The 15959-nt window shown below is 43.8% G+C and carries 14 protein-coding genes and 2 pseudogenes; 5 read left to right on the forward strand and 11 right to left on the reverse strand.

Annotated elements, in window-relative coordinates; all coding sequences use genetic code 11:
• Nucleotides 1–19 precede the first annotated feature (19 nt).
• Together FEM33_RS06035 and FEM33_RS06040 are read left to right on the forward strand one after the other, a co-directional pair.
• Nucleotides 20–1603: a sodium:solute symporter family protein gene (locus tag FEM33_RS06035; RefSeq protein ID WP_139011191.1), complete on the forward strand. Its 1584-nt coding sequence runs from the start codon at nt 20–22 to the stop codon at nt 1601–1603.
• 56 nt (nt 1604–1659) lie between these two features.
• Nucleotides 1660–2628, forward strand: a complete 969-nt coding sequence (locus FEM33_RS06040; RefSeq protein ID WP_139011192.1) for a dihydrodipicolinate synthase family protein — start codon at nt 1660–1662, stop codon at nt 2626–2628.
• A 129-nt stretch (nt 2629–2757) separates the two neighbouring features.
• Here FEM33_RS06040 and FEM33_RS06045 read toward each other — a convergent pair whose 3' ends face one another.
• The 7 genes and pseudogenes from FEM33_RS06045 to FEM33_RS26970 form a co-directional block, all read right to left on the reverse strand.
• Entirely contained in the window at nt 2758–3192 is a 435-nt protein-coding gene (locus FEM33_RS06045; protein WP_139011193.1) for a DoxX family protein, read from the reverse strand.
• A gap of 109 nt (nt 3193–3301) precedes the next feature.
• A complete protein-coding gene (locus FEM33_RS06050) occupies nt 3302–4591 on the reverse strand; it encodes an MFS transporter (protein ID WP_139011194.1) in 1290 nt (429 codons plus the stop codon).
• Nucleotides 4592–4614: 23 nt separating this feature from the next.
• Entirely contained in the window at nt 4615–5391 is a 777-nt protein-coding gene (locus tag FEM33_RS06055; protein ID WP_139011195.1) for an alpha/beta fold hydrolase, read from the reverse strand.
• A 12-nt stretch (nt 5392–5403) separates the two neighbouring features.
• Nucleotides 5404–5787: pseudogene (locus tag FEM33_RS26655) on the reverse strand (type II toxin-antitoxin system VapC family toxin).
• A complete protein-coding gene (gene vapB / locus FEM33_RS06070; RefSeq protein WP_161597074.1) occupies nt 5784–5993 on the reverse strand; it encodes a type II toxin-antitoxin system VapB family antitoxin in 210 nt (69 codons plus the stop codon). The pseudogene FEM33_RS26655 and the gene vapB overlap by 4 nt, the downstream one beginning before the upstream one ends.
• Before the next feature lie 93 nt (nt 5994–6086).
• Nucleotides 6087–7161, reverse strand: a protein-coding gene (gene prfB, locus FEM33_RS06075) for a peptide chain release factor 2 (protein ID WP_139011199.1) whose coding sequence is annotated in 2 segments (ribosomal slippage) — nt 6087–7100 and nt 7102–7161 — 1074 coding nt in all. Because the reading frame shifts where the segments join, the coding sequence is not laid out codon by codon here.
• 108 nt (nt 7162–7269) lie between these two features.
• Nucleotides 7270–7691 (reverse strand): annotated as a pseudogene (locus FEM33_RS26970) (four helix bundle protein).
• 342 nt (nt 7692–8033) lie between these two features.
• On the opposite strand from FEM33_RS26970, the gene lpdA reads away from it, so the two are divergent.
• On the forward strand, nt 8034–9431 hold the full coding sequence (lpdA, locus tag FEM33_RS06085) for a dihydrolipoyl dehydrogenase (protein WP_139011200.1): 1398 nt from the start codon (nt 8034–8036) through the stop codon (nt 9429–9431).
• A 320-nt stretch (nt 9432–9751) separates the two neighbouring features.
• A complete protein-coding gene (locus FEM33_RS06090) occupies nt 9752–10231 on the forward strand; it encodes a DUF6036 family nucleotidyltransferase (RefSeq protein WP_139011201.1) in 480 nt (159 codons plus the stop codon).
• Between the two features lie 34 nt (nt 10232–10265).
• Here the strand turns inward: FEM33_RS06090 and FEM33_RS06095 are convergent, their stop codons facing one another.
• Nucleotides 10266–12038 carry a DUF4153 domain-containing protein gene (locus FEM33_RS06095; RefSeq protein WP_139011202.1) on the reverse strand — a complete coding sequence of 591 codons (1773 nt, stop codon included), beginning with the start codon at nt 12036–12038 and terminating at the stop codon, nt 10266–10268.
• Between the two features lie 132 nt (nt 12039–12170).
• Between FEM33_RS06095 and FEM33_RS06100 the strand changes: the two genes are divergently transcribed.
• Nucleotides 12171–13151, forward strand: a complete 981-nt coding sequence (locus tag FEM33_RS06100; RefSeq protein WP_139011203.1) for a DUF6268 family outer membrane beta-barrel protein — start codon at nt 12171–12173, stop codon at nt 13149–13151.
• Between the two features lie 23 nt (nt 13152–13174).
• Here FEM33_RS06100 and FEM33_RS06105 read toward each other — a convergent pair whose 3' ends face one another.
• The 3 genes from FEM33_RS06105 to FEM33_RS06115 are packed head-to-tail and all read right to left on the reverse strand — an operon-like array spanning nt 13175 to nt 15875.
• Entirely contained in the window at nt 13175–14152 is a 978-nt protein-coding gene (locus FEM33_RS06105; protein WP_139011204.1) for a bifunctional heptose 7-phosphate kinase/heptose 1-phosphate adenyltransferase, read from the reverse strand.
• A 50-nt stretch (nt 14153–14202) separates the two neighbouring features.
• Entirely contained in the window at nt 14203–14631 is a 429-nt protein-coding gene (locus FEM33_RS06110) for a GNAT family N-acetyltransferase (protein ID WP_139011205.1), read from the reverse strand.
• Nucleotides 14628–15875, reverse strand: coding sequence for a bifunctional 3,4-dihydroxy-2-butanone-4-phosphate synthase/GTP cyclohydrolase II (locus tag FEM33_RS06115; protein ID WP_139011206.1), 1248 nt, complete (start codon nt 15873–15875; stop codon nt 14628–14630). Before FEM33_RS06115 ends, FEM33_RS06110 begins: the two co-directional genes overlap by 4 nt.
• Between the last annotated feature and the right edge of the window lie 84 nt (nt 15876–15959).

Consider the following 15959-nt stretch of genomic DNA (forward strand, 5'->3'; position numbering starts at 1 on the left):
TCCTTCTGAACAAAGCGGAATGAAATCTTTGCCCTTCATTGACCTGACTATTGTATTTGCCTATCTCGCAGGAATGGTCGCAGTCGGTGTTTATTTTTCCAGAAATAACAGCAATGCCGATCAGTTTACAAAAGCATCGGGCAAGATACCCGGCTGGGCAATCGGGATTTCCATTTATGCTACTTTTCTGAGCAGCAACACATTTCTCGGCGTTCCGGGAAAAGCATTCGGAAGTAACTGGAACTCGTTTGTTTTCAGTTTGTCAATGCCCTTTGCAGCATGGATTGCAACACGCTTTTTTATCCCTTTTTACCGGCATACCGGAGAAGTTTCAGCATACACACACCTTGAAAACCGTTTCGGGCCCTGGGCGCGCACATACGCAGTTGTCTGCTTTCTGCTGACGCAGCTTGCAAGAATGGGTTCCATTTTCTTTGGTATTGCACTGAGTTTACAGGCATTGACCGGTTATCCGATGTCCGCCATCATGATCGTAGTCGGGATCTGCATCATTTTATACACCGTTATGGGCGGCATGGAAGCAGTTATATGGACGGAAGTTGTTCAGGGAGTTATCAAAACAGTCGGAGCACTTGTCATTCTTTATCTTGTCGTTTCCGGCATGGAAGGCGGTTTTACGCGCATTGCCGAAATCGGCTGGGAAAATGACAAATTCAGCCTCGGAAGTTTTCGTCCGGATTTCACCCAGTCATCGTTCTGGGTGGTGCTGCTATACGGGTTTTTTATGAACCTCAACAATTTCGGCATGGACCAGAATTACGTTCAGCGTTATCATACAACTTCCTCTGTCCAAGAAGCTTCGCGTTCCGTATGGCTTTGCGTTTACCTTTATTTGCCCGTTTCACTCATTTTCTTCCTTTTGGGATCATGTCTTTATGCCTATTATCAGAGCAATCCGCAGTTGATTGATATGCTTAAAATGCAGGTTGCCGCTGAAAGACTGCCAAATGGATCTTCACAGCAAATATCAAATCTGGCCTCAACGCTTACGCCTGCCGATTACGGGGATAAAGTAATGCCTCATTTCATGGTAACAAGCGTCCCGCGCGGGTTGCTCGGACTCATTGTTGCCGCCATCATGTCCGCTGCGATGAGCACAATCAGTTCCGGAATGAACGCTTCCGCAACGGTTTTTTCAGTCGATATTTACAAGAAATACATCAAGCCAGATTTAACTTCCACGCAATCCATGCGGCTGCTCTACATCGCTACAACAATCTTCGGTTTGCTCGGCATGCTCACTGGCATTGCCATGATCGGCGTGAAAAGTGTGCTGGATGTATGGTGGTTGTTATCCGGAATTTTTGCCGGCGGAATGCTCGGCCTTTTTCTACTGGGAATTATTTCAAAAAACACAAAAAATGCAGAGGCGCTGACTGCTACGATAATCGGCATTCTGGTTATTATATGGATGACTTTCTCGATGCAATTGCCCGAAGAGTACGCTTTTTTCAAAAACCCGCTTCATCAGAATATGATTATGGTCGTTGGTACGCTGTCCATATTTTTAACAGGTCTATTGCTGACAAAGCTGAAAGGCCGCGTTTCCAGAAATGAAAAAGTGCTGCTGGACAATGATTGATCATACTTTAAAATCCGGCAATATTCCGGCAAGTAAATTATAAAAACCAGATTTAAATGACATCCGCTAATCATTCCTTGTCCTTGCCAAAAGGATTTATTCCGGTAATGCTTACTCCTTTTCTGGATTCGGGAGAAGTCGATTTTGAAGGGCTGAAATTGCTTACAGAACTATACATAGAAGCGGGTTGCGCCGGTCTTTTTGCCAACTGTCTTTCCAGTGAAATGTATGAATTGAATGAAGAGGAAAGGCTGCAGGTAACACAAATGGTCGTAAATCAGGCTGCGGGAAGAGTTCCGGTAGTTGCTACGGGCACGTTTGGCGGGCCGGTTCCATTGCAGGCGGATTTTGTAAAGCGCATCTATGAAATCGGCGTACAGGCTGTAATTATTATCACAAGTTTGCTGGCCGATGAAAATGAATCCGATGACATATTTCTTTCAAGAGCAAAGGAATTGATTGATCTGACAAACGATGTTCCGCTCGGATTTTACGAATGTCCGGTTCCTTACAAAAGACTGATAAAAAGCGGATTGCTTAAAGAACTGGTTCAGACAGGCAGAATAATTTACCATAAAGACACTTCGCTCGACATTTATGAAGTTACGGATCGCATTAAAGCAGCAGAAGGGTTTCATTTCGGGCTTTACGATGCGTATATGGTCAATGCCGTGCAGTCGCTGCTTGCAGGCGCAGCCGGATTATCCTGCATTCAGGGCAATATTTATCCGGAACTGATTGTCTGGATCTGCAAACATTACAATGATCCTGAACGGCAGAATGATGTGAGCCGCTTGCAAGAATTCTTTACAGATTCAATGGATCTGGTGCATACCGCTTATCCCGTCATCGCCAAATACAGTCTCCGGAAAAGAGGTTTTCCCATTTCAACATTTACCCGCCGGAAAGTAGATCCGTTAACTGATGAATTAAAGAAAAAAATGGATGAATTACTGCAAGAAGTTGAAATACTCAGACAAGAACTGGACATACCGGATATTTTTGAGAAATACGCGGTCAAGTAAAGATCAGCTTACGTAAACAGCTTTTGGCGATTGGCTTTTAGCTACTAAGAAATATGTAATTGACAATAAATCAATTCCATATCACATTTCATTTATTACATTTTACTTTTTACCAATAACCCATTGCAATCAACGATCATGTTTTCTCATCCATTCATCGGTAGAATAACGTCCTGATCCGATGATGCTGAATGTAATAACCAGAACAAGCGTCAGCATGGAAAGCCAGAGTTCAGAATTCAGATAGGAAAATCCGGCCCGGATATTGACGAAGAATACCGCAACGAGCAGAATAGGAATCTGAAAAATAGAAGCTGTTCGCGTATAACAGCCAATTGCAATCAGAAAACCGCCGAAAATGTGCGAAAAAGCAACGTAATGCACCGCCATAACCGACCACAGATCAATATTCAGGCTGTGCAGAAGCCTTGTCAGATTTCCGGTATCGCTGATAAAACTGACCCCTTTACCAAAAAGAAGTATTCCCAGGACAACTCTGAGTGCATCCATGTACGCAGGATGATGCGTGTCGCCCCAATGCTCGATTCTGTCAATCATATTCATAACAGTGAAAGTTTTGGTTTCCAGAAAGTTATGATATTAACAGGATTTTGTCAAGAGATAATTTATCTATTCTAAGAGCATTTGATCCTTACAAAAAACAGCTTTTTTATTAATCGATCAGTGAAGTATGCTTGGTATCTTTCATTCGTGCATACACAATAAGGGAAATGAAAATACAGATGGTTACATACCAGTAATAATAGCTTTCATGACCAAGGTTTTTTGCCCAGAGCGCAAGGTATTCGGCAGTTCCTCCGAAAATGGCGACGGTTAATGAATAGGGAAGTCCCACGCCAAGCGCACGCACTTCCACGGGAAACAATTCTGCCTTTACAACGGCATTGATGGAAGTATAGCCACTTACAATAATGAGTGCAGCCATTAACAAACCAAAAGCCGCCCACATCGTAGTGACATGGCTCAATGTCGTCAGCAGCGGAACCGTAAACAAGGTTCCCGAAATACCAAATCCGATCAGTAGCGGCCGCCGCCCGATCCGGTCGCTCAGCATTCCGAAAAGCGGCTGCGATAAGGCAAAGAGCAGCAATGAGCAGAAAGTAAGCATGGTGGATTGGTCTTTGGACAAACCAACCGTATTTACCAGAAACTTCTGCATGTAAGTGGTGTAGGTATAAAATGCAAGCGTTCCGCCCATGGTCAGTCCTACAACCGTTGTAAGCGCCTTCGGATGTTTCAGCAATTCGCGTATAGAGCCTTTCTTTTTCACATGCTCTTCTTTATTCTGAAAAGCTTCGGTTTCGTGCAGATTGCTTCGCAGGTAAAGCGCCACCAAAGATAATAATGCGCCAATCACAAACGGAATCCGCCAGCCCCATTCATGCATTTCCTGATCGGTAAGAAAAATTCTCTGAAGAATAAGCTGTAAACCCAGTGCAATCAATTGTCCGCCGATAAGCGTTACGTATTGAAAACTGGAATAAAAACCACGTCTTTCTTTGGTCGCAACTTCGCTGAGATAAGTCGCAGAAGTTCCGTATTCCCCGCCCACGCTCAATCCCTGCAGCAGCCGCGCAATTAAAAGCAGAACAGGCGCAGCAATGCCGATGGTATTATATCCCGGCAGAAAGGCAATCAGCAGCGAGCCGAACGACATCAGCAGCACGGATAACGTCATCGCCAGTTTTCTGCCTTTGGTGTCGGCCAGCTTTCCGAAAACATAACCGCCGATGGGCCGCATCAGAAAACCCACTGCAAATATGCCGGCGGTATTGATAAGCTGAACAGTAGGATTGGAATCAGGGAAAAAGCTGCCGGCAAAGTACAGGGAAAAAGCAGAGTATGCATACCAGTCGTACCATTCGACGAGGTTTCCGGCAGAACCGCCAATAATGGCTTTCAGTCGCCAGTTTGTATCATTTTTGAGTAAATCCTGCTGCATAAATCATCGGAGTGATTCACAAGTTACTTAATTAAAGCACATATCTGCAAACAGGCTTGTTCAACCAGCTGTGTATGTCCGCTTTTAAGCACAACATATTGGGTTTGCGGAAGCATTTCGGCCAGTTTTTTTACATGGGCAGGTTTCAGGAGCTTGTCATATTTTCCGGCAAACAAAAAGATGGAAACATTGTTTTGCAAAGCAGTTTTGTACAGTGCGGAAATGTCAAATTTCAATTTCCTGAAGCCGGTCCAGGATTTGTAAATGGTCTGTCTTTTCTGAGGTGTGTCAAGAAGCTGTTGTGTGAAGCGGAACAGACTTTTATTAACGAGTCCGGCTTTCTGTAAAAATCCAGCAGTACGTAGAAAGGTTTCGGGACGCCGCATGGAATGCCGGAAAAGCCATCGTGCCGGCTGAAACCGGGAAGCCAGGGTATAAAGCGGATGTTCTGAAATGCCGTCGGGTGCTATTAAAAATACATTTCCGATCCGTTCCGGAAATGCTTCCAATGTTGCCAGCGCAAATCTTCCGCCCATGCTGAAACCGGCCACATCAAAATGCAGGATTTTGTTTTCATCTAGAAATTCCTGAATGAGTTTTGACCAAAATCCTTTGGTAATCAATTGCTTACCTAACGATTGGCTTTTGCCATGAAAAAACAGGTCAAATGCATAAACAGTATAATGATTTCCGAGATTTTTCTCAAAGGGTTCAAAACAGCTGATGCCGTCCTGACCAATGCCGTGAAAAGCGAGCAGTACATTGGGGCCGCCGCCCAGCTTGTGACAATGAAGTTTCATAAACTCTGTACTTTACCAATACAGATTAACCTGATATAGTGGAAAGTTCGGGTCCTTGGATATAATACTAAATCCTTCTTCTAAACCTTGCGCTATAATGATCCGGTCAAATGGATCTTTATGTAAATAGTCCATTTTGCTGATTTGTAAAATATGAGCAAATGTTATAGGCAGAATTTTGATAGAGGTTTGAGTAAGTTCAGCCAAAAATGACTAAAGGGACCTTGTAAGAACCAGCTTGCCCAAGCTAATCTTGATAGCAATTTCCCAAAGGGATGCAATGCTGATATATTTTGTAGAACTTTCGTTTTCAATTGCTTTTTTTGCCGGCTCAGAGAGATTATTGCTTCCTTCCATAAACCAGATCAGTGCATGTGTATCCAGTATATAATTCACGGCATGTATTCTTTAAAATCATCCAATGGCTCGTCAAAGTCACTTTTCATTTCGAATGTTCCTTTCATCATGCCAAATTGCAATGTCTTGCCGGAGGATTTTTTATTCAAATATTTGCCGATCAAAAAGTCTACATAATCTGAAACTTTCACTTGGAGATTTTCCGGAAGTATAGATACACGGTTTATCAACTCTGTTTCACTCATTGTTTCCCTCATTTGAAAGAAAGATACTAAAAATCAGAAAAACCTCCAAGCATGCTTCTGATCAGAAGTTGCCCGGAGGTTTTTATTATAATATTACGATTCCATTAAGTATGCCTTGATAAAATCGTTGATCTCGCCATTCAGTACAGCTTCTGTATTGGAAGTCTGATAATCGGTGCGGTGATCCTTTACGCGGCGGTCGTCCAGTACGTAGCTCCGGATTTGCGAGCCCCATTCGATTTTACGCTTGGAAGCTTCCACTTCTGCACGTGCGGAATTTCTTTTTTCCAGTTCAATCTGGTACAAACGCGATTTCAGAAGCCGGATGGCCACTTCCTTGTTCATCAGCTGCGAACGTTCCTGCTGACAGGCAATAATGATTCCGGAAGGCTTGTGGTGCAAGCGAACGGCCGTTTCCACCTTGTTCACGTTCTGGCCGCCGGCGCCTCCGGAACGGTAAGTGTCCCACGTAATATCGGCCATGTTTACGTCAATTTCGATATTGTCATCCGCCAATGGATACACATAAACCGAAGTAAACGAGGTATGACGCCTTGCATTGGAATCAAACGGTGAAATGCGCACAAGCCTGTGCACGCCGTTCTCGGATTTAAGATTGCCGTATGCATACTCGCCATCAATCTCGAGTGTAACCGATTTCACGCCGGCAACGTCGCCATCCTGCAAATCGACTTCACGTACTTTGTAGCCGTTTTTTTCAGCCCACATGATGTACATCCGCATGAGCATGGAAGCCCAGTCCTGCGACTCGGTTCCGCCGGCCCCGGCATTGATCTCGATAACTGCCGGCAGCTCGTCGCCTTCTTCTCCCATCATTTTCCGGAACTCTACTTCTTCCAGCTTATCCGAGAGTTTTTTGCCTTCTTCGTCTACTTCTTCTTCTGTGGCTTCATCTGCTTCATAAAATTCCCAGATGGTATCCAGATCGTCACGCAATCTGGCGAGTTCTTCATATCCGTTTGTCCAGAATTTCAGTCCGCGGATTTCGCGCATTGTTTTTTCGGCACGTTCTGAATCGTTCCAGAACTCCGGCTGAACAGTCTGCTGTTCAAGGTCTTCTAGCTGTCTTTTTCGGTTATCGTAGTCAAAGATACCTCCCCAAAGCCTCTACACGGGCCTTCAAGTCTTTCAATTGCTCTGCTGTCATTTGAAGTTTAAACGGTTAGTTAATAATTAAATGTAAATATTGGAAATGATTGTTGAGTGATTTTTCAGTCACTTATGGTCATTAATTGTCACTTGTAGTCATTTTTTGTCATTGATAGTCACTTACAGTCATTAATGGTTTGTTGTGTTTATCAATTATCAATGATGGCTGGACTTTGCCGGCTTTGCCAATTGTTTTGATGTAATTATTGAGCTTTACTGACAATGTTTCGCAAAGGTGACTTAATTCTTCGAATTTTTCTAAGGTAATGAGATTTCTGTATTTGGCCTTTGTCAGCCACGTCAATGTCTCTCTTAAAGAACCACGGGAATAGAAGCAAAAGTTCAGGTTTTCTTTATAATGATATCGTCCAAAACCTTCTGATATATTGCCGCAACCGAATCCGCAGACCGGACAAGCTGCTTTCCAAGGGTATCTTTCACATAATAACTCCAAGGCTCAACCAAACTCCAGACTTCCTCGCCAAGCTGCATCGCCATTTTATAAATCTGCAAATCTTCCAGTTTCATATTATCATTTCTGTTGTATCACCCGTCAGCTTCCTTGATACGAACTAAAACAGCAGAAGTAACATCAGAACATTTAAACAATCAGAATTCCATATCCATAAATCAATACACTTTTCAACAATCCATAACTATTCAAGACAATCAATAACAATTCCTGACTACCAATGACAACTCATGACAATCCATATCAATCCTTGACAATCCATAACAATTCTTTCCATTTATACCCGTAACGGACAATCCTTGACTATCAATGACAATCGCTGCCGATTTCCAGACTATATTTATTACCTTTGCGTGAAAATTCTGTCAACCCATTTCGTACAATAAAAATACCTGAAAATGGCTCAAACATATGATGTGATTGTAATTGGTAGCGGCCCCGGAGGTTATCCCGCAGCCATTCGTGCTTCCCAATTAGGACTTAAAGTAGCAATTGTTGAAAAAGAAAGTTTAGGTGGAATATGCCTTAACTGGGGCTGTATTCCCACCAAGGCACTTCTGAAAAGTGCTCAGGTTTTCGAATACATCAAGCATGCAAAAGATTATGGTATCAATGTTGGTGATTCTTCGGCTGACTTCGGCGCAGTGATCAAACGCAGCCGCGGTGTGGCCGACGGTATGAGCAAAGGCGTTTCTTTCCTGATGAAGAAAAACAAAATCGACGTCATTATGGGCGCCGGTAAAGCAAAAGGAAACAAAACGGTTGAAGTAACAGACAAGGATGGCAAAAAAACGGATTATACTGCGAACAAAGGTGTAATTATAGCCACCGGCGCACGCGCCCGTGAATTGCCGAACATCAAAATTGACGGAAAAAAAGTTATAGAATACCGCAAGGCCATGAGCCTTGATTTTCAGCCAAAGAGCTTACTGGTAGTAGGCTCCGGTGCAATCGGGATGGAATTTGCCTACGTTTATGCAGCCATGGGCACGAAAGTTACCGTTGTTGAGTTCCTTCCAAACCTTGTTCCTGTTGAGGATGAGGAAATTTCAAAAGAAATTGCAAAACAATACAAAAAGCTGGGCGTAGATACTTACGTTAACTCTACGGTTGAAACAGTTGATACATCCGGAAACGGCTGTGTGGTTTCTGTGAAAACGCCGGACGGACAAAAGACGTTTGAAGTAGACGTAGTACTTTCAGCAGCAGGAATCGTTTCCAACATCGAAAATATCGGTCTGGAAGAAACAGGCATCAAAACGGATAAAGGCAAAATTTCGGTTAACGAATGGTATGAAACCAGCGTTCCCGGTTTTTATGCAATCGGTGACTGTACGCCGGGACCGGCTTTGGCGCACGTAGCAACAGCAGAAGGTATTATCTGCGCTGAAAAAATTGCAGGCCACAAGACAGAAGCACTCGATTACGGCAACATTCCGGGATGTACTTACTGCCAGCCTGAAATCGCTTCCGTAGGCTTCACTGAAAAGAAAGCACGCGAAGCGGGTTACGACGTTAAAGTGGGTAAATTCCCGTTCAAAGCTTCCGGAAAAGCCTCAGCTGCCGGCGCAACAGACGGATTTGTGAAAGTGGTTTTTGATGCCAAATACGGTGAATTCCTCGGAGCGCATATGATCGGGACAAACGTTACCGAAATGATTGCCGAGGTGGTTGTAGCCCGTAAACTGGAAACGACTTCACACGAAATCCTGCGTTCTATTCACCCGCACCCGACTATGTCCGAAGCTTTGAAAGGAGCAACAGAAGCGGCATACGGCGAAGCAATAGATTTGTAAAAGGCTGTGTAAGCGATTAGCTGTTAGCTATCAGCGGTTAGCTTTTTCTGAAATGAAGTTTTAAAAGCTAATTGCCAAAAGCTAAGAGCCAATAGCCACAATCCAATGCCCGGAATTTAAATTCCGGGCTTTTTTGTACATGGAATTTGTGCTAGTTGTTTGGGTTTTTTATTTAAATTTATAGAAACTGACTAGTTAAACTTATGTCCGTTAGCAATTTACATCATCGTTATTCTGAAAATATTGAAGCACTTGGTCGTTTGAACAGGTTGGCTGGAAAACTTTATCGTTCCAATCCGTTAAACAAAAAAGCGCTTTTTATGGATATTAGTAGTAATGATGTATTACATCTTCTTGAAAGTCTCAACAGGTTTGATGTAAAATATTTGCTGGTCGGCGGAATGGCGGGCGTTGTTCACGGCCACATCCGAACTACGCTGGACATGGATCTCTGGATCAAAAATGATTCGGGGAATATGCTGGCGTTGGTTCAGGCATTAAAGGAAAACGAGGTTCCGGGATCGGAATTACTGAAAGGCATGCCGCTGATTTTCGGCTGGACTTCCGTACGTTTTGGATTATCAGGATTTGAGCTGGATATGGGCCATTACCTGCGGGCATTTTCCGAACAGGATTTTGATGTCTGTTACAAAAGAAGTTTACAAGCCGATTTTGAAGGTGTGCCGTTTAAAGTAATCGGCTTATCGGATTTGATTACTGAAAAAAAGGCAACTGCACGAGCCAAAGATCTTGCAGACGTAGAGGAACTTCAGCGCATCTGGGAAGATCAGCAAACCTGATCTTAAAATGTCGTAAAAGTCTGTTTGTGCTATTTCAGCGTTTCAGATTACTGTACAGAAATACGCCTTCGCATGAATAATACCGGCCATTCAGGGATAATGATTTAAAAACAACCCGAATCCTGTTTTCCGAATTCTGACTATCAATAAAAAGCCGGGAAGCAGGAACTTCCGTGCTGTTTCTTCCAAAGTCTTTATTCAGCTCCTTGATTTTTTTGTCAATATCAATACTGAAAACTTTTTTGTTTGCTTTATAAACATTCAGAATCCTGCCCTGATCTTCTGCTTGAATTTGCCATTCACGATGCGTTGTAATCATACTTTCCACGCCGTCGAAGAAAAACAGATGTTCATATCCTTCAATCGTGAAATCTGACTGCATTCCCGAAGCATTGCGTGAAGAATAGGTCATGTAATTGTCATAATTTTCGGCTTTACTGCTGGTGATATGTTCCCTTAGCCGGTCTTCTATTGCATTATCGAGTTGGTAAGCATGTTTTCGCTTTTTTGGCAAATTGGAAAAATAACCCGCAAGTGCTTCCTTGTCGCGCGAAGTAAAAAACCGGGCAATGGAAAAAACCTGCTCGTAATCCTCCGCGGGCATTTTTGCTTTTCCTGTAATTTTTCCATGGTTATCCAGCAATTTGTATTCTGTAAGCAAATCATGAAATTGCCGAAGCTGACTGTTTTTGGCAACCGTAAAAATATTCCATGGACCAATTGGCAGTACAAAGCAAATGATCGACAACGTAACCGGTATCCAGCGAATGTCTTCTTTTTTGCCGAACAGAAAATAAACCGTAATGCCAAGCAGCCAGAAGGCAAGTACCGCAACGAGATACCTGTTTTCCGTAATGCCGTAATCATTGATCCGGCGAAAAATTCCGGTAAAAAGAAGTAAAATCAGCGGCAGCAGTGCAAGGTAAAAACGACGGCTGAAAAGGTTGATCCAGCGCTCATGCTGATTGTTCTGTAACGGATAAAGCAGCAGCAATGCCAGAATTCCGGCTGTTGAAAATGCAAGTACAAGATAAGCAACGCCGCCTTCCGGCAATTTCCACTGCACAAGGATTTTGCCCGTATAAACGTATAAAATAACGAGGTAAATAACTTCAAGCGGAAGCAGCACGTACTGCGTAAATATTTTCAGTCCGGACGGATAGCTTGTTTCCTGTTCCAGGCCGGCAAGCGGCTCGGGAATTTTGCTCAGGAAAAAGAGCGTATGAAAAAGACTGAAAGTAACGGCCATCAGATCCTGTTCTATTTGAAACGAAAATCTGATGTTGAACAGGAATTTCACCGTTTCTACGGCAATGAGCAACCCTATATAAAGTGTAACGGCATACAAAGTAGCATTAAGGATCTGGAGAAAAAGCGATTTGTTGAATTGCCAGAATCCGTTGGGTTCATTAAATCCCAAAAACGGCGCAAAAGAGACGAGCAGATGTGCGCCAGCCATGAACAGGAAAAAACGGTACAGATCATCCTGATCGGGTTCGGGTGCAAGCGTAAAGAAAAACAAAGCCAGCAGCGAAGCCAAAATGGCCATAATTGCAATTTTCACTGATGTTTTCCACAACCGTCTTTCCGCTGCAAGCTCAACGGCAAGTGCGAGGGGAAGTGCGATAAAAGCCGTAAATATTGCTCTTAACAGCAGGTATCTTGAATTTTTATCGTCAAACGCTGTTTCATTATGCCAGATTAACAAAATGGTTTTAACAAAAACGATCAGTACGATCCATTTGTACCTTGTAAAAGTGTGAAAGAGACTTTTTGCAAGTGTCTGCAGAGAAGGTAATTGAAACATGTATTTAGCTAGTGTAAGTGCGGTGTTTGTAAAAGAACATATTTTTTGTCAAAATAGCATACAAGAATTTGTCACACAATAGGTCATAAATTTTGACGTTATTTGCCAAATCCACGCACCTAATTTCTTCGCATGATCTCTTTCCGCTGGCTGTCTGCCTGTTTTTTACTCGCAAGTGTAACTTCTGTAAATGCACAGCATTTTGCCCTGAGCAGGCTTTTTTATCCGAACGTTACGTTAAAAGCAGATTATGCCGTTCCTTCAAGCCTAAACGGAACGCAGGATTTCGGAATGACCCGGACCGGGTTTTTAGGCATTATTCCGGTCCAGAGTGAAGTTCAGCTTGGATATAGTCTGAAGAAAAAGTTTGACCTCAGGGCTGTTCACACGGTTATGCTGGCGCAGTATAATCAGATCCAGCCGACTGTTGAAGGAAAAAACAGTCCCGAAAACGGCTACAAAACACTTTCATTGGGCGTTATACGCTTGCAGGCCAGTATCAAAGACCGGCTTTGGGTATACGGCGGCGGATTGGGGATTACAGAAACGAACGAAACATTTTTCAGCCCGCAGCCTTTTTTCTGGGGAGGTGCTGCCCGGATGCATATTCTGGGCCTGCGTACGCAGATCATGTACGGTTCTGTTCTGACATATAATCAAAAGCTGCGTTTTATTCCGGTCCTGGGGGTTAATAAAGGATTGGGAAAACATTGGCGCGCATCCGCGTTGCTCCCGTTTATGGCCAACGTAAATTACAAAGCGACCAAATGGTTTAATGTGGATATGCTGGCCGGCCTGAATGGTTACAGCGGCGGTTTTCAGGTGCAGACACCGGAGGAAAAAAAGCTGATGCGCGAAAATTACAGGCACATAAAAACCGGGATTTCTGCTAACGCACATTTGTTTACAGCACTGAATATTTCCCTTGAAGCCGGCGTTTCCACTTTCCGCCAGTTACGGACTTTCAACAGCGCACGCCAGAATCTTTCTTCTGAAAACCCGGCGGTTACGCCTTACATCGGCGCAAGCGTACGTTATATAACAAGCCGTTCCAAGCTTTCTTCCAAGTTCACACGCAGAATGGGACTCGGGCAATCGGGCGTAAACTGGTAAAAGGAAGTGAAATACGTTTTCGCTTAAAACAGTTTTTGAGCTTCTGCTTTCAATAGATTTTTATCAATCGGAACGACGCCTACAAGCTCGCACACGAGACCGCCGCCCAGATTTGAAATGGCAGCAATGGCTTTCGGAGGCAAGTTCAGCGCGATGCAGCATGCCGCAATGCTGATCACGGTGTCGCCGGCGCCGGAAACGTCCGCAATATGACGGATGTGCGCAGGAAGTTTGTGGATTTCTTCTTTAAAATCAATAAAGACGCCTCGTTCCGAAAGCGTGATCAATGCACCGTTTATATGCAATGTTTCTTTCAGTTGCTGAACAACTGACTGCAATTCCTCCGGATTATCCACATTGAATTCTACTTTCAGTCCTTCGCGAAGTTCTTTCAGGTTGGGTTTAAAAAGCGTGGTATGATGATAGGAAAGAAAATTGCGCTTTTTAGGGTCCACAACGGTTGGGACATTTTGTGCATTGGCAAAGGAAGTGATTTCTGCAATGGATTCCGCCGTTAAAACGCCTTTGTCATAATCTTCAAAAATAATGACCTGACATGAAGGAATCAGCTCTTTGGCTTTTGCAACCAGTTTTTCACTTTCTGTTTTTGATACCGGCTTGTCTGTTTCCGTATCTATACGCACAACCTGCTGGGAACCGGCAATGATGCGTTCTTTAATGGTTGTAATCCGGTTTTCGCTCCGGATCAGGCCTTCACAGTTGAGACCTTTTGCGCGAAGGCTTTCTTGCAGCAAGTCACCTGAACTGTCCGTTCCAATAACTGAACATATAATGGCTTCTGCTCCAAGCGATTGAACGTTTAACAATACATTTCCTGCTCCGCCGAGCCTGTATTCGCGTTTCCGGACATTGACAACTGGAACAGGCGCTTCCGGCGATATTCTTTCTACTTTTCCCCAGACATACGAGTCCAGCATGACATCTCCGATAACCAGTACACGCAGGGAATTAAATGCTTCAAAAACCTGATTAATATCCATTTAAGTTGATACCGCTGTTAATAAATCCAATTGAAAAGCCTGAATACAAGTCAGACTCTGGTTACAAAATGCATACTGGTTATCTGGAATCTCTTGTTCAGATAAAGTCTGTGTGCATTTGTGCGTGCTTCGTTAACGCCGGAATCAAGATGAATCTCGTTGTAATTTTCCTGCTTTGCATAATTCATGATCCAGTCCAGCAAAATTCCTGCATATCCCTTTTTCCGGTGAGCAGGAAGTGTGGAAAGGTCATCAATGTAAATATATTTTCCACGGAACAAATTGTAACCTGTTTCAAAAACGGATATGGCCACCGCTTCGTCTGCTTCTTCAATGAAAATGATCTGCCGGTTATCCGCCAACGTTTTTTGTACAGCTTCCATGTAAAGATCGCCGGTGAGCAATGGCCGCAATGCCTGTATTGCACTGCGGCATTTCAGAATATCGTTTTCATTGGTTACAATCTGAACGGCTGTCATCCTTGCGTCGTGGAAATGGTAAGATTATTCAGGTTATGCCCCATTTTATCTCTTTTTGTCAAAAGATATTTTTCGTTATGCGGATTTGACAAGATTTCGATATTGACGGATTCCACGATTTCCAGTCCATAACCGATCAATCCCGCACGTTTCTTAGGATTATTGGTAATCAGTTTCAGCTTTGTAACATTCAGGTCTCTTAAAATCTGAGCGCCAACGCCGTAATCCCGGTCGTCCATCGGAAACCCGAGTTCAAGATTGGCTTCCACGGTATCGCGGCCCATTTCCTGTAATTTGTAAGCCCTTAACTTATTCAGCAGACCAATTCCGCGGCCTTCCTGATTCATATAAACGATAACACCTTTTCCGGCTTTATCCACCATATCCATCGCAGCATGCAGTTGCGGGCCGCAGTCGCAGCGGCACGATCCGAAAATATCACCGGTTACGCAGGAAGAATGAACGCGTACGAGTACAGGCTCATCTTTTTCCCAGGTTCCTTTAACCAAAGCCAGATGCAGATCACCCGTATTGATCTGACGATAGGCGATAAGGTCAAAATGGCCCCAGTTCGTAGGCATATCGACACCGATTTCTCTTTTGATAAGCGATTCTTTCCGAAGCCGGTACTCAATCAGATCTTTGATACTGACCAGTTTAAGTTTAAGGCGATCAGCAATTTCACGAAGCTGCGGAAGGCGCGCCATAGAACCGTCTTCATTCAGGATTTCCACCAGAACGCCTGCCGGAGACAATCCCGCCAGACGAGGGAAATCAATCGCAGCCTCGGTATGTCCTGTACGCCTCAGCACACCGCCTTTTTTAGCCCTTAAAGGAAAAATATGTCCCGGACGGCCAAGATCAGCAGGTTTCGTTTCCGGATTGACAAGTGCAAGAATGGTCTTGGCACGGTCACTGGCGGATATGCCCGTTGTACAGCCATTGCCCAGCAAATCAACCGAAACGGTAAAGGCAGTTTCATGCAGCGCGGTATTATTGCCGACCATCATTTCCAGTTCCAGCTCGGCACAACGCTCTTCTGTAAGCGGTACGCAGATCAGGCCGCGGCCTTCACGCGCCATGAAATTCACTATTTCGGGTGTGACAAGTTCGGCGGCACAAATGAAATCACCTTCATTTTCGCGGTCTTCATCATCGACTACCATAATCAATTCACCTCTGCGGATGGCTTCAATGGCTTCTTCTATGGAATCAAGCACAATCGGATTGCTATTGTTGTTCATTAATAAGGTCGATAAAAAATAGTTTTATGCAAAAACTCGTTTTTACACTGCAAAGGTACAGTGTTAATATTGAAAGTTCTATTT

Source organism: Dyadobacter flavalbus (genome assembly GCF_006149045.1).
In the GTDB taxonomy this organism is placed as follows: domain Bacteria; phylum Bacteroidota; class Bacteroidia; order Cytophagales; family Spirosomataceae; genus Dyadobacter; species Dyadobacter flavalbus.